The sequence below is a fragment of the Spirosoma sp. 48-14 genome, from assembly GCF_001898575.1.
Lineage (GTDB): Bacteria > Bacteroidota > Bacteroidia > Cytophagales > Spirosomataceae > Spirosoma.
This window is the reverse complement of the sequence record NZ_MKUD01000086.1, coordinates 325,874-349,732: the sequence shown is the minus strand read 5'-3', so window position 1 is coordinate 349,732 and position 23,859 is coordinate 325,874. Positions and strand designations below refer to the sequence as shown.

The window sequence follows — 23,859 nt, the reverse complement described above, 5'->3', positions numbered from 1 at the left end:
AACGGCTTCACTACCGATCAACCCTGCCGAACCTGTAACGAGTGCAATTTTCATAAGGCTATTTATGCGTAGAGCGGCTTATCTCACCAAATAATTCTTTTTTCTCAAGTTGTTTGACTCAACAAAGTAACACAAAAATTTACACTTACTGTGCGTTTGGTACGGCCGTTGAATAAAACGCGTAAGGTATAGAAGCCCGTCACTATGAACAAAAAAAGCGATGAACCGGCTAGTGATTGACCAATTCATCGCTTTTCTATGTTTATTCAACAGTTCCTATAAACCTTGAGTTATATTGTTAGGACCATACAATTTTTTCCGAATCTCGTCTGCTTTAGCATCCAATGCAGCATTCGGAGCATATTTGTATCGGGTCTGAACGGCCGGCGAATCTTTCCCAAGGCCATATACCTCTGGATCGCCTGCCCGGTAGGTTGAGCTAACATCACCAGCACGATAGTCGGTTTGGCGTACGGAGTTATATTTCTGATAATCGCACGAGGCCAGCGACAACACCAACACACCTAACAAACCTATATTGAGTACGCGTTTCATAGCTACTTGATTACGAATTGATTCGGCAAAAATAGGAAAAAGAGTCGTTTGTCAATAACCATCTGTCGTTAGTTTTTTCACAAATGGACAACGCCCCTTCCTACTGACTAACTACAGATGGCTGTCAACTTAGCTTTTTAATCTCTTCCCACACAAAATTCATCAACTCCTGGATGTGAGCCTGAGAAAAATCGAATGGTACATGGGCAGCTTCGTAAATTTCCCGAATGGGTCGCTTATATCCCAAGCTCAGGGCCTGTTTATACCCGTCCAACCCTAGTTTTGGATCGCGACGGTAATTCCGCCAAACGCCAATGGCCCCTAACTGCGCAATACCATATTCAATGTAATAGAACGGTACTTCGTATAAATGAAGCTGCCGCTGCCATATGTATTCCTTATAATAGGCAAAGCCATCCCAATTGGTTATTGAATCGGCAAACTGCTCATAAATGCGAAGCCAGTTCTCCCGACGGTCGGCATCGGTATGCGTTGGATGTTCATACACCCAGTGCTGGAATTTATCGATGGTGGCTACCCAGGGCAGTGTCTCGATAATTGACTCAAGATGCTGAAGCTTAGCCCGCCGAAGCTCCTCCGGATTATCAAAAAATACGTCCCAATGGTCCATCGATAGTAATTCCATGCTCATCGACGCCAGTTCGGCTACTTCCATCGGCGGATTTCGGAAGGCTTTCAATGGCAGGTCGCGAGTCAGGAAGGAGTGGACGGCGTGGCCACCTTCATGTACCATTGTTACCAGATCGCGCAGGCTGGAGGTGGCGTTCATGAATATAAAAGGTACGCCAATTTCTTCGAGTGGGTAGTTGTAACCACCCGGCGCTTTTCCTTTCCGCGATTCCAGATCCAGATGGCCCATCGCCCGCATAATACGCAGGTCATCACCTAATTCCTTATCCAGACGATCGAAACAGGCAATGGCTTTTTCGAGTAGCTCATCACCATTGGCAAACGGTTTTAGCGGAGCACGGCCTTCCACATCGACTTTCGCATCCCAGGGGCGGAGTGGGTCAACGCCAAGCTTCTGTTTACGTTCCTTTGCCAGTTCATTAAGCAAGGGCACAACGGCTTCGGCTACCGATTCATGGAAATTAACGCAATCCTGTGGCGTATAATCGAACCGGCCCAGTGCAGCAAATGCATAATCGCGAAAGTTGGCAAAGCCTGCATTCACCGCCACCTGATGCCGCAATGTCCGTAAGCGATCGAAGAGTTGATCGAGTGCTTCGTGATCCTGGTAACGGCGCTCCCAGATTTTCCGCCAGGCATCTTCCCGCACCGTCCGGTCGGTGGATTGTAACAGATCGCCAGCTTTGGGCAAGGTGACTTCCTGTCCGTCGATGGTAACGGTCATGGCCCCAACAATAGCGCCGTATTTCCGTTCTTCGGTCTGAAGCTCAGTTTGAATCGGAATATTTTCTTCCCGGAAAATTTCGATGGCTTTTTTCATTCCCCGCACCATCACCTCGTAGCCTTCGTCGGTCAACTGACTCAGGTAAGGGCTATTTATTGCTTTCAAATCAAGCTCGTTGCCTACAGCGGTCATCGGTGGCTGAATCTCGGCAATGAAAAAGTTCAGGTTGTTGACCAGTTCTTCATTAGCCGTATCGCAGGTCATGCGGATGTATCGCCAGGCAAAATCTTCCGACAGATACGATTCCAGCTCGCTTCGGTCGATCAGCCATTGCCGCAGCTCATCAGCGTTCTGGATGGGCCGCTCCATCAGGTTGTCATACAGAGGTTTTACATCGTCCCAGCTTGTCAATGTTAGGGCTTCGCCGATAAATGGGCGAGCGGGTCGGGCTGGAATGGTCAGGGTTTCGTTGGCAGTCATCAGTAACTCGGCTGGAAAAGCCTTTAGCTCGTAAATAGGTCTACAAATGGCAATATAGCGGCTGGTAAGCCACCCTACAATTAAGTGATTCTAAAACTTTTTTGTTCACAAATTTGCATCTACGAAAAACTTCGTATATCATTGCTACGAAATCTTTCGTAGGTCATTTATGAAGCCAACCGATGCCGAACTTGAAATCCTGCACGTGCTTTGGGCCAATGGTCCCAGCACTGTTCGACAGGTACATGATAACTTAAGCCAGAATCGTGACATTGGGTACACAACGGCCCTTAAGTTGATGCAAATAATGTACGAGAAAGGTCTGCTCTCGCGTGAAGAAGACGGACGCTCGCATACCTATACGGCCGTTGTCACCGAAGAAGACACGCAACGTAATCTGGTCGACCGTTTTGTAGAGACCGCCTTTCGAGGTTCGGCTTCAAAACTGGTCATGCAGGTACTGGGCCAGCACAAAGCCTCCCGTGAGGAACTGGACGAAATCAAAACCCTGCTGAACAATCTGAACCGGGATTTATTGGATTGAGCTGATTAAACAGATTTTGTCGATTGAGGATGTGATAAATTGATTTTCCGCAAACAAAGAATTCCTATACTCATGAACGCTTTCCATTTCTTATCGAATCCGGTAGTCGATGCGCTGGGCTGGACACTGATTCATGCCATCTGGCAGGGTTTCGCATTGGTACTGCCCATGGCTATCGTGCTGCATTTGCTGCGCAAACGGTCCAGTGCCTTACGCTATCAGGTAGGTGTAGCCACCTTGTCTTTGCAGGTGCTGGCATCGATTAGTACCTTTTTCTGGTGCTATCAACCTGCCGTAGTTATTCCGGCCTTACCTTCCTATGGGCACAAAGCCATTCTGTATCCGGTACGCTGGCAAACGGTAGCACAAACGGTCTCTTGGCAGCAGCAATTGCAGCAGTTTCTGGAAATTCATCTGAGCCAGTTTGTGCTGATTTATCTGATCGGAGTAGGCTTATTCGGCTTACGGCTGGCAGGTGGCTGGCTTTACTTACAACGGCTGAGCCAAACAGCACTACAACCGGCTACGAAAGGCTGGGCGCAAATGACCGATCGGCTTCGTTCGGCGCTGGGTATCCGGGGGCTGATCCAGGTACGAGAATCAGCTCGCATTGCTGTTCCGATGGTGGTTGGCGTGATTAAACCCGTTCTATTACTTCCTATTGGTCTGGCAGCGAACCTATCGATCCGGGAAATTGAAGCCGTTTTAGCTCATGAATTAGCCCATGTCAAACGATACGATTATGCAGTAAATCTGTTGCAGTCCGTCGTTGAGGTGCTGTATTTCTTCCACCCGGCGTTGTGGTGGCTTTCGGCACGCGTTCGGGAAGAGCGCGAACATTGCTGCGATGATTTGGCGGTTCAGGTTTGCGGTGGCGATGGACGAATACTGGCCCAGGCCCTTGCCCGTATCGAAGAGCTACGGCTAACGCAGCAGATACAGGCCCCTTCACTAGCGATGGCGTTTGCTTCAAAACGTCAGCATTTACTGCATCGGGTTCGCCGGGTGTTGGGCGTACCAACTAAGCCTTTCATATCGAACAGTAGCCTGGCTGGCCTGACATTCATAACGATTTTGTTGATGAGTGTATCGGTCTATGCTGTTCAGAAGCAGGATAAACCCAAACACCAAGCTACCCAACCTCACCCTTTAAAGACAACCCGCAAGCATAAAGTAGATAGCCGTTCAGAATACGGCATGGCCGACGATAGCCATATTAGCTACGTAGTCTGGAAAGGACGACGGCTATCGGGCGAGCGGGTTATGCGGTTACAGCATCAGCTCGATGGCGTAATGACCGGTCAGTTATCGCTCGATAACGTTCCGCAACCGGACCGCGATATACTCCTGACGATCATTGAAAAAAACCATGCTTTCGAGAGTGGCATGGCCTCTCTGGGCGAAGGATTATCGCATATCGACCTATCGACTATCTCGGTGGGCGCAGCCAATAATTTGCCAGATCCACTCAATGAGCCGGGCGAAGTCTTGGCGGATATTCATGGAAACGGAATTATTTATGACGCGTTGGCCTCCCTATCTGGGTTTGTCCCTAACGATTCACTTAATCGGCTCCGGGCTTTGCAGCAACGGAAAATGGATAGCCTCGGACAGCTTATGCAACAACAGACGCAGCACATTCAGACGTTACAGCTTCAGATGGAAAAAATGCAGTTCCCCGTTGAGGAATCTGAACGTAACCAACAAATGCTGGAGTGGCGTAAACAGAAGCTGATGCAGCAACGCATGGCCCTGATCGAAAAACAACGCCAGGTAATGTATCAGGATGGAAAGCAGAAGGCAACACTGGACGATGTCGAGAAGCAGGTAGCGGCCCTGGAGCCTGAAATTAAAAAGCAGGAAGAGCATATCGAAGAAATCAATCAGCAACTCGAAGCGGCTCAGTCTAAAATGCAGGAAGCCCGAAAACCCCTGCAAAAATTAGAGCGTGAAAGTCAGCAATTAAACGAGCGGCTAGAACGCTTATCAGAAGAAATGGGTAAATATGGCGAGCATCTATCGAATATAGATATGGATGTAAAAGTTGATGGAAACTTCAATTTTTCAGATGAATTCAAGGAAGAAATTGACTATGATCTCCGAAGCGCTCGGCCAAAAATTCGCTATGCTCCCCGTGCAGATCGCCCCATGAAAACACGCTGGCGGTATATACCTGCCCCAGCGGCTCCGGCAGCACCACTAGCTCCTACTCGTCCATCAGTTCGGGTGAAAGCAGCCACAGCTCCTGCCGTTGTACCCGATGTACATGTAGTTCCTGATGTTGTAGCGCCAGCCGCCCCTGTGCTGCCAGCAACGCCCCGCTCAACACCCAAACCACCAACGGCTCCAAAGCCCGAAGATCAGTCCAGTATAACACCCACACTTAATAACGAACATGCTATGTCTGTAAGAGGCCTGGTTGCCAAACCCGGTAAGTCTCCAATGGCAAAAGCAGCTTCACTTACATCCAACATGACATCAGTTGCGCGTGCTGACGCTCTCCCATTCGCTACTACAACGGTTCAATCAGCAACTGGCAAAGCAACCACATCCGTCGTCAGTGTCAATAACTGAGTAGGATTAATTCAACTATAAAAAGCCGTACACTGAAGGTATTACAAACCACAGTGTACGGCTTTTTATAGTTTCAGATAATCAATTACTCGATTTCGATCACCACATTCGGGCTGACGGGGTGAGCTACGCAGGTAAGTATATACCCCGCTTTCAACTCTGACTCAGACAATCCATCTTCTTCATCCAGCTTTACCTTGCCCGACGTACATCGCCCCATACAGGCAGTACACATTCCTGCCTGACAGGAGTACGGTAAATCGATATCCAGATCCAGAGCCGCTTCGAGAATGGTCTGATGCGGAGCTACCGTAAATTTATATTCGCTGCCTTCGTATAACACCGTTACTTCGGGCGTTCCTGAATCAGCAGCTGTCATGGGTTCTTCCACTACATCGCCAGCTGTAACGGGCGCGTGAGCAAAACTTTCTTTGTGGACATGTTCGGTTGACACACCGAGAAGCGCGAGCGCTGAGCGAGCTTCGGCCATCATGCCATCGGGACCACATAAATAGTAACTGGCATTCTGACGCTCGGTGGTTGGTAGCTGTTCTAGCAATTTACTGATTGAGTGCTGATTCAATCGGCCTTCTGCCCCTGTCCAGCCAAAGGTTGGCTGGCTAAGTACATGGGTCACTTGAAAACGCGAACGGCCGTAGGCTTGCTCCATTGCATCCAGATGCGATTTATAAATAATCGACGACTGGTTCCGGTTGCCATAAATCAACCATACACGACTATTAGGCTCCACATGCAGCGCCGACTTAGCCATTGAAAACAAAGGCGTAATACCGCTACCGGCACCAATCAGTACGATTGTCCGCCGGTTTTGTGGATCTAGCTTCGGCACAAAGGTGCCCATGGGCTCCAGTGTTTCCAGAATATCGCCGGGTTTGGTCCGATCGCAGAGGTAGTTGGAAGCAGTGCCGCCGGGTACACGCTTGACCGATACCGATAGCGATACGTCCATATGAGGAGACGACGACATCGAGTAGGACCGACGTATTTTTTCTCCGTTAATGTTGAGTAGAAACGTCAGAAATTGACCAGGCTGATAGCGAACTTCTTCGTTGATGGGGTGCCAGAAACTTATTGTCACGGCGTCGGGCGTTTCGCGAACGACGTCTTTTACTTTCAAAAAATACCGATTTGCCATTCTTTCAGGTAGTTGTCAGATTCGGCATAAACCGAAAACCGTCCTACAAAAATACAGTGAACACCCGATACTCAGCTATTTTTATGAAATTCAACTAAACGTTCGACGGGTGCTTTCAGAATAGTACCCATGATCAGCCCTGTTTGTTGAATGGCGATCTGTAAAGGCTGGGCAAAATAATGAGCGATAGATCCTACGAAATGAACGGGCCATTGGCCGGATTCGGGAAAGCGTTTCACGTATGTTGTCAGAAACAGCGTAAACGCATCGGTTACCAGGCCCTTAATGTATGGGTGTGTCAGACGCTCTGATAAAAAGGGCGTGAACGCAGCAAAATAGCGGTTAGGATAGGGTTTCTGATAAGCGTTTTCGAGTAGCGTTGGCCGATCAAGCCCATAACGTTCCTGAAATTGTTCACGAAGATCGGCGGGCAAGCGCTCCTGAAAAAAATCCCGAACCAGCGTTTTACCTAAGTACCCACCACTCCCCTCATCACCCAGCCAGAAACCAAGCGACTGAATACTCCGACTGATTTTCTCTCCATCATAACAGCAGGCGTTGGAACCCGTTCCCAGAATACAGACTATACCGGGTTCATGCCCTGTAGCGCCCCGGGCGGCACCCAGCATATCGCTATTTACCTCAACAACCTGTAAGCCAGGCAATATAGCCTGTACAGAATCGGCCACAATGTGGTTAACGGCTGGCCCTGTACAGCCTGTTCCATAGAAGAAAACCTTACGAACGGTCGCATCAGCCACTTGCGGTACTAGTTGTTCGCGTAAAGTTTCTGTCATTTGGGCGGTTGACTGATAATATGGATTCAATCCGTCCGTTTGAATAGCATGAGTTTGCCCATCGGTATCGACAAGCCGCCAATCGGTCTTTGTAGAGCCGCTATCGGCAATTAATAGTGCCATAGTTTGAGTTTAACATAATTTCCCAACTACCGGAAACCGGGTAAAAACGCCATTGGTATGCGGGGCATCGGCCAGTTCGTCGGTCAGGTCCTGACCAGCCCAGTGTTCATAATGGTGCCCATTACGCCACAGTCTCGACGTTGACAGATCATAAATAAGGCCATTGTAGGCACACCAGATTTCGTCACGGTCCTGACCATTGCGTAAAGCGAGTTGAGAACGCGTATAAGCGGGTAATGGAGTTTCTGTCGACATCGTCCGCTTAATCAGTTGAATGAATAATTAGGCATCAATTTTGTGAGTCACATCAAAATTAGCGTAACTTTAGCCACTTCTGATTCTCCGCATTCAATTCACCATGAGAAAGACTTATTTTATTGGTTTCTTTTCGGTACTAAGCATGTTCAGTCTACTGATGGGCTGCAATGGTAATAAAGTGGCTCCTGTTTCGGAACGTATTGCCAAAGTATGGACCGCCAGTAAAGTGGACGAAAACAGCACCACTGTTTACACGAAAGGAGCAACCAGTAACATTCGCGATTACAGTAAATTCAGCCTTGATCTAAGCAAGGCACCTACGGTCGTTTATAAAGACTATGACGGGGCTACAGTTTCGTTTACAGGACAATATTCGCTTCCGGACGACAATACACTAAAACTGACGAACTTAAATCCTGTTCCGACGGGCACGAATGGAACAATTACATTTACGATCAACTCCATTGATGATAGTAATTTGAAATTGACCCGGACCGACGTTAGCCAGAAAACAGGTGGTACTACAAACGTATATACGCTGACAAATCCGTAAGGAGTTATAAACCAATTCGCAAAAAAAGCCGTTCCGTAAATCAATCGGAACGGCTTTTTCAATGAATAACAGGTAATGAATCACGCATTGCATGGTTTATACCTCCCATTATTCATTGGCTATTCTACATTATTCATTCCCATGACTGATCTAAATAAAATTGGCGAAGTTGGCCTGATCGAACGCATCCGTCAAGCCACTTCGGCTCCATCACATCCCGAAACGATACGGGGCATTGGCGACGATGCGGCTGTATTCGACTGGGGTGACCAGTACGGGCTGTTGGTTACAGATATGCTTGTAGAAGGCATTCATTTCGACCTGTCGTATGTGCCGCTGAAGCATCTTGGCTATAAGGCCATCACGTTTGGCGTATCAGACATTGCCGCCATGAATGGCCTCCCCATTCAGGTGACCGTTGGCGTTGCCCTCAGCAGCCGCTTTCCCGTCGAAGCCATTGATGAGTTGTATGAAGGGATTCGGGCAGCCTGTACAGCGTATGATGTTGATCTGGTTGGGGGCGATACCACAGCCTCACGGTCGGGGTTAGTTATTTCCGTATCTGTGTTGGGTAAGGTTTCTAAAGAATTAATTACGTATCGGAATACAGCTCAACCGAACGATGTGGTCTGTGTAACGGGCGATCTGGGGGCAGCTTACCTGGGTCTGCAATTGCTGGAGCGGGAAAAACAGGTTTTTCTGGCCGATCCCAATATGCAACCCAGCCTGCCGGAAGAACGATCGTATCTGCTCCAGCGTCAACTCCGTCCCGATGCCCGCACCGACATTGTTCATGAGCTTCGGGATTTGGGTATTCGTCCTACGGCTATGATCGATATTTCGGACGGCCTTGCGTCGGAACTGCTTCATCTTTGCCACCAATCAGGTACGGGTGCCATTATTTTTGATGAAAATATCCCAATTGATGATCAGGCCCATCTGGCTGCCGACGAATTCAAAATTAGTCCGATAACGGCTGCTCTGAACGGCGGTGAGGATTATGAATTACTGTTTACGGTTCGCCCACAGGAATTCGAGAAATTAGCCAACCACTCCCGAATTACGGCCATTGGGTATCTGACAGCCGACCCTTCACAGATTGTTCTGGCAACCAAAGCCGGACAACAAACACCCATTCGGGCACAAGGCTGGGGACAGTTATAGTTATATAGAACGCGGACTATTAGGATCATTATGATTTATTAAGATCTGCGTACATCATAAAAATCATAAGCATCTGCGTTCTATTAACAGAATGACACAAAAGCGGGTAAAGTTTGACTTCGCATTCGAATTTACCAATGGCGGCAGCCTGAAAGGTGAGGATTTCCGATTGGATATTGACGGTGACTCAATTTCAGATCAGGAGTTGATCGACTATATCGTTGCGGATTTACGATTGCTTATGGTTGGTAAAGCCCAGATAGTCAACAAAGAAATCATTACCGAACCGCATAAACGAAACCCTTTACCCAAAAGCCATTCGGGAAGTTACCTGATCGACCTGAGTCATACGATTGAGAATGGATTGGTCACGTATAAAGGTCTCCCCGCCCCGATCATCTGCGATTACCTGAGTCGTGAACGGTCACGGCAATTATATGCGCCAGGTACCGAGTTCCAGATTGGCAAGATCGAAATGGTTACCAACACAGGCACCTATCTGGATTGTCCGTTTCATCGTTTTGAGAATGGTGATGATTTGTCGCAGGTTGGTCTGGAAGCATTCACCGATCTGGAAGGCATCGTGATTCGTATTCCCCATACCGATACCCTGGCGATTACCGACGCTCATTTACGAAATTACGAACTGCGAAATCGGGCTGTGCTCATTCATACTGGCTGGGACACCTTCTGGAACACCGAAACCTACTATGAGAACCACCCGTTTCTGACAGCCGATGCCGCTAATTACCTGCGCGATTGTGGGGTTAAGCTGGTTGGTATCGACTCTCATAACATCGACGATACACGCGGAAATAACCGCCCGGTACACACAACCTTACTCAGTGCAAACATTCTGATTGTGGAACACTTATGCAATTTATCATCTGTTCCGACCGAGGACTTTACCTTTACGGCTGCGCCACCCAAATTTAAAGGAGCTGGTACATTTCCGGTCAGAGCAATGGCGAAGATTAATAGTTTCTAAAACCTATGTTTAAATCATTCAATACCTTTTCCTATTGGTTATCTACCTTTTGTATCTGTCTACTTTTGGTCAGTGGCTGTAAAAAAACCGAAACTGTACCCGACCCCGACATGGCCAAAAGTGTAGCAGGAACGTATACATTTACTACCATCAGTCTGGCCAGTAGCAGCCAACCGACAACCGTGGCTAGTGGCAATGTAGCGATGGTACGAAATGGGACAGCACTGGATAAAGTTGACCTTACACTTTCTTACACTACAGCCAGCTCGTCGGGTAGCTCAACTTTTTCGGAAAGTAAAACCATCACCCTACAGCGAGCCGATAACACCATTGACCTGTATGATGGCAGCACCAAAGTAGGAAGTTGGGTACTGGGTACGCTGAATCTCGCCAATTACCCGTTCAGCACGACATCGGTAACCCTTACAGCAACCAAACAGTAGAAACGCATTTAGTTCGCCCGAACGAACTTCGAATAGCAGGGTCGTTCACAACGCGGCAGGAACATAAGCGTATCGCCTTTAAACCGCAATCCCTGCTGAAAATAGACGTTTGCCCGATTGGTATAAATGTAAAAATTGATGCCCAGACTATCGGGGTACGTCGTATCGACCCGGTAATACTTGATGGGAAAGTAGTAGGACATCGAATCCCCATTGGCGGTTAGCTTGCCGTCTGTGTTGAACGTGATGGTTTGGGGACGGCTCCCAGGATACCGACTAATAACATCAACCGATTTCGTAATTTGGATGGTATCCCTCACGTAATGATCTTTCACAAGAACGGAATCTTTAATGTATTTCCCGTTTACCAGTGTCGAATCAATTTTATAATAGCCTTTGACGAAGACCGAATCATAGGCAGTTGTATTGACATTGACCTGAAAGAGCCGTTCAACAAGCCGCCAGGTACCCGTAATACGGGTATCGCCAGCTCCGGGTGAGAAATCCGTGTTGGTTTCTTTACACTCCAGCAACAGAGTCGTCAGAAGCAGCGAAAAACTTAGGTAAATTATTTTTTTCACAAGATACCGATAGCACCATTTGCAAAGCTAACGAACAGATCATTTCTGCCATTGCCCTGCTGGCCGTTTAACAGGCGGATTTGGCTTCCCGAGAGCGAAAACTCTCGGGAAGGTAATCGATGCTACACAAACTCCGTGCCTCGTTCTTTCGCGTCGGCCACAAAGTTTTTAACTTTCTGTTCTTCTTCTTTCCGACAGATCATCAGGACGTTATCATACTCGGCTACGATATAACCGTCTAGACCATTAACCACTACTAGCCGATCTTTCGGCGTTTTGATGATGCAGTTTTTGGTGTCGTACAGCATAATATGGCCGTCGATTACATTGAAGTCTTCGTTTTTGTCCGATACTTCGTAAAGCGATTTCCACGTACCTAGATCCGACCAGCCGAAGTCGCTTAATACCACGTGTACGTTGCCAGCCTTTTCCATTACGCCGTTGTCGATGGAAATACTTTTGGTGAGCGAGTATGCTTTATCAACAAAGGCTTTTTCGCCTTCTGTATAATATGCATCAGCCCCTTCGGCAAAAATCTCAGCTACTTCGGGCAGATATTGTTCAAATGCCTTGATGATAGCCTGTACATTCCAGACGAAAATGCCGGCGTTCCAGACAAACTCACCACTCGCCACAAACTGCTGCGCCAGTTCGAGATGCGGTTTTTCGGTAAATGTCTTTACTTTTTTAATCGCATCGCCCGATTCAGGGATGTACTGAATGTATCCATAACCCGTATCAGGGCGGCTGGGCTGGATACCTAGTGTCACCAGAATATCCTGGCCTGTCGTAGCCTGGAGCGCCGTTTTAATGGTACGCTGAAACTCCTCTTCTTTCAGGATGATATGGTCAGCAGGGGCTACGATAATGTTGGCTTCTGGATCATGCTGGGCGATTTTATAACACGCGTAGGCGATACAGGGAGCCGTGTTCCGCGCAATAGGTTCACAAAGTACCTGATCGTCGGACAACTGCGGTAGTTGCTCTTGGCAGAGGTCTTTATAAAGCCAGCTCGTAACGATGAAGATATGCTCAGGGGGACAAATGCCCTCAAAACGGTCAGCGGTTTGTTGCAGTAAAGTTCGGCCAGTGCCAAGTACGTCGTGAAATTGTTTCGGATAGCTTGTGCGGCTGAACGGCCAGAATCGAGTTCCGACACCTCCCGCCATAATAACTACATACGTATGATTCATTGATACTTCGATAAGTTATAGCAAAGTTGCTAGTATATAACTGATTTTCGAAGTCCAAGTTACGATTTCCAACCAAACGGAATGAAACGCTTACGGTCCAGCGAGCTCGTTTTATTTATTTTTTTAGCAGACGGCAACTAAATAGAAACCAAAAACAGCCATCAGCAAACTAATCAATAATCGCCACCAACGGCACGAAGCAGAGCCACGGCATATTGCATCTCCTGGCTGCGCAGTTGAGCCAGTTGCTGCTCGGCTGTAAGAATGGTACGCTGGGCATCCAATACTTCCAGGTAGGTGGCCAACCCCCGAACATAAAGCTCACGGTTGTACTGTTCGGTCCGGCGGGCCAAGGTTAGTGTCTGCCCTTGTAAGTCAATCTGTTGACGGAGTAAGATCAGATTATCGAGGGCGGTTTCGGCATCTCGCTGGGCGAGTTGTACGGCCTGTTGATAGGTTTGCTGAGCCGTTTGTACCTGCTGCTTCGAAAGCGCAATGTTCTGCTTGGCCCGATGCCCTTCATACAATGGGACAGATGCATTGACACCCACAATGTAGGTGGCGCTGCTTGGTGTAAACCAGGGGCCAATCCGTCCGGAAAGTATGCCCCCCGAACCAACCAGATTCACTCTGGGAAGCGTGCTGTTCTGCTGGAGCGTAACCTGCGCTGTAGCCACCTGATTTTGCCGACTGAGCTGAATCAAATCGGGCCGACGTTGTACTTGTTCGGGGGCGACACTGGCATACGGATAAACCGGAACGGTTGTTGGCAAGGTACCTATAGGCACCGAAAATTGAGTTGGGTCCTGGGCACAAAGCTGCGCCAATCCATTCACCAGTTCAACACGGGCACGCTCCAGCCCTTTGAGCGTTACCTGCAACGTAGCGTAATCGGTTTCGGCCCGCTGCACATCAATCTGATTGATCAATCCTACCCGGAAGCGTTCGCGAAGTATCGAAAGGGTAGTATCGCGCGACTGGATGTTCCGGCGAAAAACGGCCTGTTCAGCATCATTTCCCCGAATGAGCAGATACGTCCGCGCAATGTCGGCTGCCAGCGATAGCCGGAACGCCTGATAGTCAGCGATACTGGCCTGGGCCTGTAATTCGGTTACAGCAATGGTACTCCGAATCCGTTTGAACAGATCCAGTTCGTAGCTGGCATCGATGGGTAATAGCTGAAACGTGTTCAGTTGAAAACGCGGCAATTCGTCAGGAGCGGCCGTTGTCAGCGCCAGCGGTCGGTGTTGTGACAGGCTTTGAGTCGTGATCAATGCCGAACTCCGCAGGGATGGCGACAGAAACGATTGGGCTACCCGTACCCGAATCCGGGCTTCTTCCAGACGGCTCAAAGCGGCTTTAAGATTGGGGCTATTGTCGAGGCCCAACTGAATCAGCGATTCGAGTAGTGGATCACTAAATCGCTTGAAACCACTAACCGTCAAGGTCGGAGCCAGATCATTGTCTACTGACGACGCTGAGGTAGCGGGTAGCTGAGTACCACCGGGTGTATTTCCTGGATTCTGGGGTTGAACGGTACCTTGCCCAGTCGTGGGGCTGGCGTTTGGCTGAATCGTGACGGCCCCTCCAGTCGGATTAACGGGCGTTGTCTGCGCATAGGCTAACCCACTACAAGCCAAAAACCATACGCTAAAAATATGTTTCTTCATCTAGTTACGTGCCACTGTTTTTTCGGCAATTGGCTTCCGAAGCCTTACTTTCTGTCCATCGTGAAGCTGTTCGTTGGGATTGGTAACGACGAATTCGCGTCCGGTCAATCCACTGGAAGCCTCAAGGGTTGTTCCGTAATCGCGGCCGAGTGTGATAGGCACAAACCGAACTCGCTGATCGGCATCGACTACTACTACCTGAGGCCCTTGTGGCGTTATTTGCAGCGCATTGGCCGGAATCAGCACGGGCGCATTGGCATTGATCATGTCGAATTTAACCTGGCTGTACAAACCAGATGGCAGATTGCCTTTCGGATTTGGAATAACCACTTCGGCCAGCAACGTACGCGACTCATTGCGCAACGTGCCCGATGTACGAACAACCTTACCCGTAAATTTCTGATTTTTTAATTCAGGAATAACTACCGTGGCTGGCAAGCCCACTTTGACGTACTGGAAATAGGTTTGCGGTACATCGACAAATACCCGCAGGGTGCCAATTTCGGAAATCGTGAATAGCGGCTGCCCGGCACCGGGCGACACAAGGACGCCGTTTTCGGCTGTCCGACTAGTGATAACCCCGCTGAATGGAGCCCGAATCTGCTGCAAATCCTTCAACGCTTCCAGCCGACGTACATTCGCCTGCGCCACCGTTACCGCCGACTGGCGGGTATCGACGTCCTGCTTAGCTACCGCCCCCGGCAACTGTACACTCTGCAAACGATCCAGATTTGTTTGAGCGAGTTGCTGGTCGGCTTTGGCACGGGCAATGTCCTGGTCTAGTTCAGGGGCATCAATGGTAGCCAGTAACTGACCTTGGTTCACCTGTGCGCCAATATCCACATACCACCGACGCAAAAATCCCTGTGTACGGGCATACAAAGGGGTTTGCCGATAGGGTTGTATCTGGCCGGGTAATGTCAGCCCGGTTGTATCCGACGAGTATTTCAGCGGCACCGCATTCACAATCGGTTCCCGATTTTTTTCGGCTATGGCTTCTGCCTTTAACTCCTGACTGTTGCGAATACGCGGCAATACCCCGAAAAACACAAACAGGGCAATCAGGGCCAGGAGTGGAATAATGATTCGTAACGCTTTCATATAAATCGCTAAAAGTCAATCAATTCAAACGCTGTATAGTTACTATGGCCTCTTTGTTAAGCGGGCCATACACATGCGGGAACAATTCATCATTGGTCGATGGCTCGTACTTAAGTTCATGCGTCAATTTATCGGTATCAACGTGCAGCAACAGCAAATCGGGCACGTTCTGATAATAGCGGTTCAACGTTTTATCCACCTGCTCTTTCGTCGACAGATGAATGAATCCTTCGGTCTGCAAACTGGCAGCTTCATAAACTGGCTCATTTTCGTAACAAACCCAATCAACCGCTGGAACAATGTGATAAATGATACTCATCTTATACTGAATGAACAATGTAAAATGGATAATGAGCAATGATCACCAGAAATACGAGCCGCATAGCAGTCATTTTACATTGTTCATTATCCATTATTCATTAAAATTACACTTCTTCGGCTACAGGGGCAGCGTCTACGGGTTTGACATCGGTTTTACGAGCCAGCGCACTAAACACAACGGGTACAAACAATAGCGTGGTAAAGGTTGCCAGTAAAAGGCCCCCAATAACAGCCCGACCCAATGGCGCGTTTTGTTCTCCACCCTCGCCTAATCCCAGCGACATCGGCAACATACCGATGATCATGGCAATGGCCGTCATCAGAATAGGACGCAGCCGAGTCCGACCGGCTTCCAGTGCTGCTGCATAGGCGTCTCCAGCCACTTCGGGCAGATAATCCTTGGCAAAACTAACCAGCAGAATACTGTTTGCGGTAGCCACCCCCACACTCATAATAGCCCCCATCAGCGACGGAATACTAAACGTAGTGCCTGTCAGAAACAGCATCCAGACCATCCCGCACAACGCGCCGGGCAGGGCGGTGATAATAATGAATGGGTAGCGGAACGACTGGAAATTGACGACCATCAGCAGGTATACAAACAGGGCTGCAAACACAATGCCTAACCCCAGCCGATTGAACGCACTCTCCATACTTTCGACCTGACCGCGAATCGAGATTACATTACCCGGCTTTAACTGCGTTTTGTATTCAGCCGCCAGCTTATTCAATTCCTTTGCAACAGAGCCCAGATCCGTTTTTTCAACCCCACCATAGATGTCATAGGTCGGCTGCGTGTTGACCCGGTTGATGATGACAGGGGCTATTGTACGCTTAACGGTCGTGATGTTACTCAGTAGCTGTGGACTGCTTTGCTGCCCTGACGTAATCGGTGTCCGCAACAGTTTGTCGTACGAATCCAGTTTGTAAGGGGGAGTTTGTACGGCAATAATGTAGGGGAATCCCGTATTGGGGTCCGGCCAGAAGTTCGGGCGGGTTTGCCCGGTACCGCTTAGCGAGATATTCAGGTTAGTAGCTACACGTTGCTCGGTCAATCCAAACTGGCTCGCCCGCTCTCGGTCAACATCCAGAAAGAGTTCAGGCGCATCCAGCACCTGATGCAGATGCACATCGACCATCCCCGGTATCTGCGCTATTTTCGCCTGCATTTCCCGGGTGATTTTCAGGTTATTGGCCCGGTCGAAACCCGATATCTGTACGTCAATGGTTGAGGTTAGACCAAAATTCAGAATCTGGCTGACGATATCGGCCGGCAGAAAGAAGTAGGAAATATCCGGCATTTCGTTGCGGAGTCGCGTCCGCAAGGCACGCACATAATCGTCGGTCGAGTGAGATCGTTCTTCATTCAGCGAAATCAGCAATTCGGCATCGGCCGAACTCGCCGTAGCATTGTCAGAGAAAAAGAAGTTATAGCGCTCTGAAGTCAAGCCAATATTACTGATCACCGACCCGACTTCTTCCGCAGGGATCACCTCCCGGACAATTTCGGTCGTCTTAGCTGAAATCTGCTCGGTAGCTTCCAGTCGGGTTCCGGCAGGTGCCCGCATGTGTAACCGGATTTGACCCGCGTCGACATGGGGGAAGAAATCCCGACCAACAAACGGCAGCATAACCAGCGTAACAGCCACGACACCGACAAAGATTACAAAGACAGTCCGGCGGTGATTCAGCACCCATTCCAAAGCCCGAACGTACCGCGCCTGAAACCGATCGAAGCCCGCATTGAATCGATTATAAAATCGGCGGAAAGCGCTGGGCCGTTTAGTACCGTGATGATCGTGCTGATGTTCATTTTTCAGCATCATATCGGCCAGTGTTGGCACCAGCGTTCTCGACAGCACGTAGGAAGCCAGCATAGCAAACACAACGGCTTCGGCCAGCGGACCGAACAGGAAACGCGCCGGGCCTTCCAGAAACAGTACCGATGTAAATACGATACAGATAGTCAGGGTCGAAACCAGTGTTGGTGTCGCAATTTGTTGCGCTCCTTCCAGAATAGCCTGCCGAAGCGGCATACCCAGTTCCTCGTTCCGGTGAATATTCTCGATGGTAACCGTTGCATCATCGACCAGAATCCCAATGGCCAGCGCCAGCCCGCCCAAGGTTTCGATGTTCAGCGTTTCGCCCAGCAGATAAAGAATAATGAGCGACGTCAGAATGGACAATGGAATTGAAATGGCAACAATAAGCGTACTCCGCCAGCTACCCAGAAAGAGCAGGATCAACGCAGCCGTCAGTAAAGCCGCAATTAACCCTTCGGTCAACACCCCTTTGATGGACGCCCGAACAAACAGCGACTGATCAAACAAGGCTTCAACCCGCAGGTTTGAGGGAGCCGCAGCCCGGATAGTCGGCAAAATCTGATTCTTGATTTTATCGACAATTTCGGTGGTCGACGCATTCCCCGTTTTCACAATCCGCATCAGGGCACCTTTACTACCATCCTGTTTGACGATGTTGGTCTGAATGGCAGCACCGTCGTGTACATTCGCCACATCGCGCATGTGTACGGTGGTACCGCCGACTACCTTAATCGGAATATCGTTCAGGACCGAAATCACATCAGGTTTTGAGTTCAATCGGACGTTGTATTCCCGATCTGCCACCCGTAGCGAGCCCCCCGGCAAGGTCAGGTTTTGGGCCGCAACAGCATTGGTTACTTCTTCGGGTGTTACGTTATAGGCAATCAGTTGTTCAGGGTCCAGGTCTACTGCAATTTGGCGGCTTTTCCCTCCAAACGCCTGCGAGAGCCGACTACCCGGCACAGTCGAAATCTGCGGACGAACGCGAGTCTGCGCATAGTCGGTAATCTGCGGTTCGGTCAGACTATCAGACGAAAGGCCCAATTGCAGTACCGGAACGTCGGTAGCATTATATCGGACAATGAGCGGTGGTTGTGTACCGGGCGGCATCCTGACCAGAATCGTCTGCGAGATAGCCGTTACCTGAGCAATGGCCTCTTCAATTTTGACGGTTGGCTGAAAGAAAATCTTCAGAACGGCCGTACCATTGTACGTTTGCGATTCCAGCCGCTGAATATCACTAACGTTATTGATGAGTGAGGTTTCGGAGAAGTTGGTGATCATCTTCTCCATTTCATTGGTCGACAGGCCATTATACCCCCAGATGACAGATACAACCGGAATGTTAATACGCGGAAAAATATCGGTAGGCATCTGAGTTACTGCCAGCCCACCCATAATCATAATCAGCAACGCCATAACGGCGATGGTGTATTTCTTCTCTAACGCTAAGCGGACAATCCACATAGTAAACCTGATACGTGTTAGATAAGCTCAATTGATAGCTAACCAGCTCAACTCGTCGTCACTTTGGTCAACACTGGGTCAAAATTACTGGTAGTCTATCTGGAAGAACAGGTAGGTTTGGTAGTTTCAATGGTAAAAAATGCAGATCCCTAAAGTTGGGCTCAGTTAATTACCAGTTATAACGTCAGGCAGCTAATACATACCCCTGTTCGCGGTAAGCGCGTGGGGTTATGCCCGTAACGCTTTTGAAGAACTTTGTAAAATTGGACGGATCGTCGAACTTCAGTCTGTACCCGATTTCAGCCATGGTCAGATCGGTGTTTCGAATCAGGCTCTGCGCTTCAAAAACCGTTCGTTCACGAATGTGCTGCAAGGCCGTTTTGCCGGTATATTTTTTCAGAATATCACTTAAATAATGCGGATGAATGTGCAGTCGATCGGCCGCTTCATGTACCGTCAGCAAAACCGGAGTCTCCTGATTCGGGTCGGGCAGGTAATACATCTGAAGCAGACTCTGAAATCGCTCAACCAGAGAGATCGGCTGTGAATACTCAATGGCCGAAAGGGTCTGGCGGTAGATCTGACGTTCTTTGATCAGCAACGCCTGCAACAAATGATAGGCTAAATCCAGACGGTCGGCCTTAGGTCGATTGGGGTTATTAAACTCCCTGTCAATCAATTCAAACTGGCTATATAACTCCGCCACTTCGGCAGGTGTAATATGAATCAAGGGCTGAGCGCCTTTCCGGTAGAACGGATATTCGCGCATGGGGTCGGACTGTACCGAACGTTTCGTAACAAATTCCGATGTAAACATAATGACATAGCCATGCCATTGATCCTGCTTATGAATCGACCGAACCGTCCAGGGGCGCAATACATACAACGTACCAGGCTTTACGCAGTAGGGAACACCATCCAGATGAATCGTACCGCTTCCCTCCGTTACCAAAGCAGCTACATAGGTGCTACTCCGAAAAGGTGGAATCACTTCGCCCGGCCCGCCAAACTGCTCAAAGGGGAAAATACCAAAACACCGATTGGTGGCGTCGATAGATTTTACCGCCTTCAAAAAATCGGGTAGATTATCGTAATAAGGAATCGGTTGCGTTTCCAAGGCCTGACGAATGCATTATTAGTCCAAATGGGCAGAGTCAGATTCGTAGTAGTTCTTACATGAGTAGTACTACTCAGTTGACCCATTTTTATAAGTAGTATTGAATAAAAACAAGATAAGACTTAGCTCCTGTTTTTACTTTCCAACTTAAGCTCAGGCAATTTAGTTGCATTTTCCTAAAAAACACAACCATGTAATTGGATTATTCCAACAATAAATTAATAACCTATCGACTTATAGCTTCTGATCGCTACAACGTTGAGAAAGCTACTTGCCCAACATGACCAGTCATTACTTTTACATCAATCGGGCCATTTCTCCAAACCGGCGGCAATACGCAGGGCCCGTTGAACATCTTCCCAATAAAGACCACTTTCGTACCCCGACGATAAGCGGTCACAGGTTTCCAGAAAATCATTGGCATCCTCAAAGCGTCGTAGGCGGGTTAAAGCCTGATTATCGTCTGACAAAGGTGGATTGGCTGGCGTTTCCATATTAGCTGAGATTTTACGACAATAATGAATGTAAACTATAGCCGACTACTAGAATTTTAGCCGCAAAAGACATCTAACAAGTTTATAGTTAATCCTCTATACACTCAGGTCTTTCGCAAAGGGCTTTACCACAGCCTAAACGAACTTCTAGATAGTCATTACTAAATAAAATTATAAAAATACGATATAGGATAGTACACCTGTTTCACCCAAAGCGTCAACATAGTCAGTCTAGCCAGTTCCTATTCGGCTTTCTTTAAAACAATCCTTCTGGGTAAAGTACAAACTGTTTCGTGCTCTTAGCTTGAATAATTTCCTAGAGAATTACTCGTATCGCATTAAATATTTTTTGCTTGCTATGTATACCAATCCGGGCGCCTTATTTATACAGCAACTCTATTATTACCCTATAAATAGTATATTATTAAAATTTAATGTACTAAATTGTATACAAAAAAAGCAATGGTATTAAATTTGCTGAAACAACAATGAGAACTGACCTATCTAATGAAGGACTCATTGTTTTCTAAAAAAGTACCTTTTCCTCTCCTCATCAATGTGTAGCATACCTTGAAAGAAGGCCAACAGTGCTTTCCAAGGTTTGCTTACAGATGTGCCAGCAAAGACTACTAGTCGATTCGTTAACGACCGACCCCTCCTCCACTGATGGCATTTTCTGCTACTGCCTTTTCCTGGCCGTAGCGACAATGCGCATCAGGCAGGTCAACATGCACTGCTTACCAAATAATTGCTAAGTGTTGAACAGGTCGGCTCTCTAGCCTAGTCATTCTTTCCATAGTATATTGATGAGTAAAATAATATCGTTCGTTTTAAAAGCGTTTTTTCTAGTTCTAGTGTTGTTGAATAACTATTTAAGTCTGGCTCAATCGCTACCACCCGGGTTTAGTATAGTACAGTTAACGCAGTCCATATCAAATCCTACGTCAATGGCTTTTGCCCCTGATGGCCGACTTTTCATCGCCGAGCAAGCAGGCAAAGTGCGAATTTTTAAAAATGATGTTTTGCTTTCCTCGTCTTTTATCGAGTTGACAGTCGATAGCCAGGGAGAACGGGGGCTTGATGGAATAGCAATAGATCCAAATTTTGAAACTAACGGATACGTATATTTATATTACACAGTTCCTGGAAATCCATCTCATAACCGAATTAGTCGTTTTACAGCCAATGGGGATATAGCTGTTCTCGAATCAGAATTCACAGTACTTGACATTGACCCAGCTGAGGCTGGTGTATTCCATAACGGCGGCTCTATGCATTTTGGCATTGACGGTAAATTATACGTTGGTATTGGCGATCACTCATCATCGCTAGATGCTCAGAACCCAGACAGCAACCATGGTAAACTACTACGTATTAATCCCGACGGTTCAATACCAAGCGACAACCCCTATCAAAGTGGCTCATTTACAAGACGGCTTACATGGGCAATGGGCTTACGGAATCCCTTTTCGTTAGCCATACAGCCTGGTACAGGTCGTTTGTTCGTAAATGATGTAGGCTTTGGTAGCTATGAAGAAATTAATGATGCCACTCTTCCATCAAAAAATTTTGGCTGGCCAACCACAGAAGGGCAAACTAATGATCCGAATTTTATTAGTCCGCTGTATACGTACGGTCATGCAACTGGCATCGACGGGTTAGGTTGTGCTATAACGGGTGGAACGTTTTTTAATCCATCAGTAACAAACTATCCTCCCGAATGGATAGGCCGCTATTTCTACATAGATTATTGTGGCTGGTGGCTAAACTGTCTCGATTTATCTACGAGCCAAGCTACACGACTACCTTTCGCCAGAGACATATGTGTATCACCCTTAGGCCTGACTACGGGCCCAGATGGAAATTTGTATTTTGCTTCCCGGGATTGGGGGACACTGTATAGAATTCAATATACAAACAATCTGAGTCCAGCAATTACAGCCCAGCCTATCAGTACATCAGCTTATGAGGGTCAACCTATTCAGTTTACTGTATCAGTATCAGGCGCTACTCCACTGAATTACCAATGGCAATTAAATGGAATTAACATTCCTGGGGCTAATTCATCAACGTACAGTATACCCGGTTCATTAACATCAAGCTTCGGGACTTATCATGTGATTGTCAGTAATTCTCAAGGTACCGTAACTAGCAATGATGTTACTTTAACAAATCTTGGGCACAATGCTGCACCTTTAGCGAAAATTTTATCGCCTGCCAACCATACTGTATATGAAGCCGGAACGACGGTAGCCTTTTCGGGAACGGCTACTGATGCCGAAGATGGATTGTTACCCCCCTCAGCTTTCAGTTGGCAGCTTTACCTCCACCACAATACTCACCGCCATGGCGGAACACCTTTTTCGACGGGAGCGCAAAGTGGGACGTTAGCTATTCCTAACCAAGGCGAAACCTCACCCAATGTATGGTATAGACTTATTCTTACAGTTCATGATAGCAACGGCATTATTGGTAAAGACTCTATTGACCTAGACCCCCACCTAGTGCCTATGCTGGTAACAACTATACCCAACGGTTTACAGATAAACATCGATGGAGTTCCATTCACTTCTCCTTTTAGTCAATCATTTGTGGCTGGGATGAAAGTAAAAATCAGTACAATCAATCAGCAGATCAATTCTAATGCTATTTATACATTCTCGGACTGGTCTCCTGCTTTAGCAGCCGATGGCAGTGTCATAATATCTGAAGAAAACGCTATTTATACAGCCAGCTTTCTGGCTACACCATTTATATACACTATTGCTAACGGAAGTTGGAACGACCCAAATACATGGTCGTGCGCCTGTATTCCACCCGCTCAAAGCCGAATACGTATCGCCCATCATGTAACGATCCCAAATGCCTATACAGCTATTGCCAGCTATATTTTATATGACCCATCGGGCCAAATTATATGGGGAATTGGTTCCAATTTACAAATCGAGCCCTAATAATTAGTAGGCATTTTTGTAATCCTTACAGAAAGAAAATCGAATGAGCCAATTTATTATCAAGGCCCAAAACAGTGTTTATACACAGGCCCTAAGCCGCCGATGGCATTTCTACGCTTGCTACAATA

Annotated in this window: 20 protein-coding genes; 7 read left to right on the top strand and 13 right to left on the bottom strand. The window is 47.8% G+C overall.

Annotated features, from left to right (window positions below; translation table 11 throughout):
• Nucleotides 1–276: 276 nt before the first annotated feature.
• Both BGO59_RS35205 and BGO59_RS35200 read right to left on the bottom strand, forming a co-directional pair.
• The gene (locus BGO59_RS35205) at nt 277–555 is read right to left on the bottom strand and encodes a hypothetical protein (RefSeq protein WP_293692192.1); all 279 of its coding nucleotides are present in this window, start codon (nt 553–555) and stop codon (nt 277–279) included.
• A gap of 124 nt (nt 556–679) precedes the next feature.
• Nucleotides 680–2,410, bottom strand: a complete 1,731-nt coding sequence (locus BGO59_RS35200; RefSeq protein ID WP_293692190.1) for a M3 family oligoendopeptidase — start codon at nt 2,408–2,410, stop codon at nt 680–682.
• A gap of 169 nt (nt 2,411–2,579) precedes the next feature.
• Between BGO59_RS35200 and BGO59_RS35195 the strand changes: the two genes are divergently transcribed.
• Nucleotides 2,580–2,954 carry a BlaI/MecI/CopY family transcriptional regulator gene (locus BGO59_RS35195; RefSeq protein ID WP_293692188.1) on the top strand — a complete coding sequence of 125 codons (375 nt, stop codon included), beginning with the start codon at nt 2,580–2,582 and terminating at the stop codon, nt 2,952–2,954.
• A gap of 72 nt (nt 2,955–3,026) precedes the next feature.
• The gene (locus BGO59_RS35190) at nt 3,027–5,528 is read left to right on the top strand and encodes a M56 family metallopeptidase (protein WP_293692186.1); all 2,502 of its coding nucleotides are present in this window, start codon (nt 3,027–3,029) and stop codon (nt 5,526–5,528) included.
• An 85-nt stretch (nt 5,529–5,613) separates the two neighbouring features.
• Here the strand turns inward: BGO59_RS35190 and BGO59_RS35185 are convergent, their stop codons facing one another.
• The 3 genes from BGO59_RS35185 to BGO59_RS35175 all read right to left on the bottom strand — a co-directional run bounded on the left by BGO59_RS35185 (nt 5,614) and on the right by BGO59_RS35175 (nt 7,859).
• On the bottom strand, nt 5,614–6,684 hold the full coding sequence (locus BGO59_RS35185; protein WP_293692184.1) for a ferredoxin--NADP reductase: 1,071 nt from the start codon (nt 6,682–6,684) through the stop codon (nt 5,614–5,616).
• 71 nt (nt 6,685–6,755) lie between these two features.
• Entirely contained in the window at nt 6,756–7,604 is an 849-nt protein-coding gene (locus BGO59_RS35180) for an N-acetylglucosamine kinase (protein ID WP_293692182.1), read from the bottom strand.
• A 9-nt stretch (nt 7,605–7,613) separates the two neighbouring features.
• Entirely contained in the window at nt 7,614–7,859 is a 246-nt protein-coding gene (locus tag BGO59_RS35175; protein ID WP_293692180.1) for a cytochrome b5 domain-containing protein, read from the bottom strand.
• Nucleotides 7,860–7,962: 103 nt separating this feature from the next.
• Between BGO59_RS35175 and BGO59_RS35170 the strand changes: the two genes are divergently transcribed.
• The 4 genes from BGO59_RS35170 to BGO59_RS35155 all read left to right on the top strand — a co-directional run bounded on the left by BGO59_RS35170 (nt 7,963) and on the right by BGO59_RS35155 (nt 11,010).
• Nucleotides 7,963–8,415, top strand: coding sequence for a hypothetical protein (locus tag BGO59_RS35170; RefSeq protein WP_293692178.1), 453 nt, complete (start codon nt 7,963–7,965; stop codon nt 8,413–8,415).
• A gap of 141 nt (nt 8,416–8,556) precedes the next feature.
• The gene (gene thiL / locus BGO59_RS35165) at nt 8,557–9,579 is read left to right on the top strand and encodes a thiamine-phosphate kinase (protein WP_293692177.1); all 1,023 of its coding nucleotides are present in this window, start codon (nt 8,557–8,559) and stop codon (nt 9,577–9,579) included.
• Nucleotides 9,580–9,670: 91 nt separating this feature from the next.
• The gene (locus BGO59_RS35160) at nt 9,671–10,567 is read left to right on the top strand and encodes a cyclase family protein (protein WP_293692175.1); all 897 of its coding nucleotides are present in this window, start codon (nt 9,671–9,673) and stop codon (nt 10,565–10,567) included.
• Nucleotides 10,568–10,572: 5 nt separating this feature from the next.
• Nucleotides 10,573–11,010, top strand: coding sequence for a hypothetical protein (locus tag BGO59_RS35155; protein ID WP_293692173.1), 438 nt, complete (start codon nt 10,573–10,575; stop codon nt 11,008–11,010).
• Between the two features lie 8 nt (nt 11,011–11,018).
• Here BGO59_RS35155 and BGO59_RS35150 read toward each other — a convergent pair whose 3' ends face one another.
• From BGO59_RS35150 to BGO59_RS35115, 8 genes are all read right to left on the bottom strand, one after another.
• Nucleotides 11,019–11,591: a hypothetical protein gene (locus tag BGO59_RS35150; protein WP_293692171.1), complete on the bottom strand. Its 573-nt coding sequence runs from the start codon at nt 11,589–11,591 to the stop codon at nt 11,019–11,021.
• Nucleotides 11,592–11,713: 122 nt separating this feature from the next.
• Entirely contained in the window at nt 11,714–12,784 is a 1,071-nt protein-coding gene (locus BGO59_RS35145; protein ID WP_293692169.1) for a mannose-1-phosphate guanylyltransferase, read from the bottom strand.
• Nucleotides 12,785–12,957: 173 nt separating this feature from the next.
• Nucleotides 12,958–14,454 (bottom strand): efflux transporter outer membrane subunit, encoded by a 1,497-nt coding sequence (locus BGO59_RS35140; RefSeq protein WP_293692168.1) that lies wholly within the window; start codon nt 14,452–14,454, stop codon nt 12,958–12,960.
• On the bottom strand, nt 14,455–15,555 hold the full coding sequence (locus tag BGO59_RS35135; protein ID WP_293692166.1) for an efflux RND transporter periplasmic adaptor subunit: 1,101 nt from the start codon (nt 15,553–15,555) through the stop codon (nt 14,455–14,457).
• Between the two features lie 19 nt (nt 15,556–15,574).
• Nucleotides 15,575–15,874, bottom strand: a complete 300-nt coding sequence (locus tag BGO59_RS35130; RefSeq protein WP_293692164.1) for a DUF952 domain-containing protein — start codon at nt 15,872–15,874, stop codon at nt 15,575–15,577.
• A 106-nt stretch (nt 15,875–15,980) separates the two neighbouring features.
• Complete coding sequence (locus tag BGO59_RS35125) at nt 15,981–19,166, bottom strand: efflux RND transporter permease subunit (RefSeq protein WP_293692163.1); 3,186 nt, start codon at nt 19,164–19,166, stop codon at nt 15,981–15,983.
• A gap of 184 nt (nt 19,167–19,350) precedes the next feature.
• Nucleotides 19,351–20,283, bottom strand: coding sequence for an AraC family transcriptional regulator (locus BGO59_RS35120; protein ID WP_293692162.1), 933 nt, complete (start codon nt 20,281–20,283; stop codon nt 19,351–19,353).
• A gap of 302 nt (nt 20,284–20,585) precedes the next feature.
• Nucleotides 20,586–20,777, bottom strand: coding sequence for a hypothetical protein (locus tag BGO59_RS35115; protein ID WP_293692161.1), 192 nt, complete (start codon nt 20,775–20,777; stop codon nt 20,586–20,588).
• An 806-nt stretch (nt 20,778–21,583) separates the two neighbouring features.
• On the opposite strand from BGO59_RS35115, the gene BGO59_RS35110 reads away from it, so the two are divergent.
• On the top strand, nt 21,584–23,731 hold the full coding sequence (locus tag BGO59_RS35110) for a PQQ-dependent sugar dehydrogenase (RefSeq protein ID WP_293692160.1): 2,148 nt from the start codon (nt 21,584–21,586) through the stop codon (nt 23,729–23,731).
• The last annotated feature ends 128 nt before the right edge of the window (nt 23,732–23,859 follow it).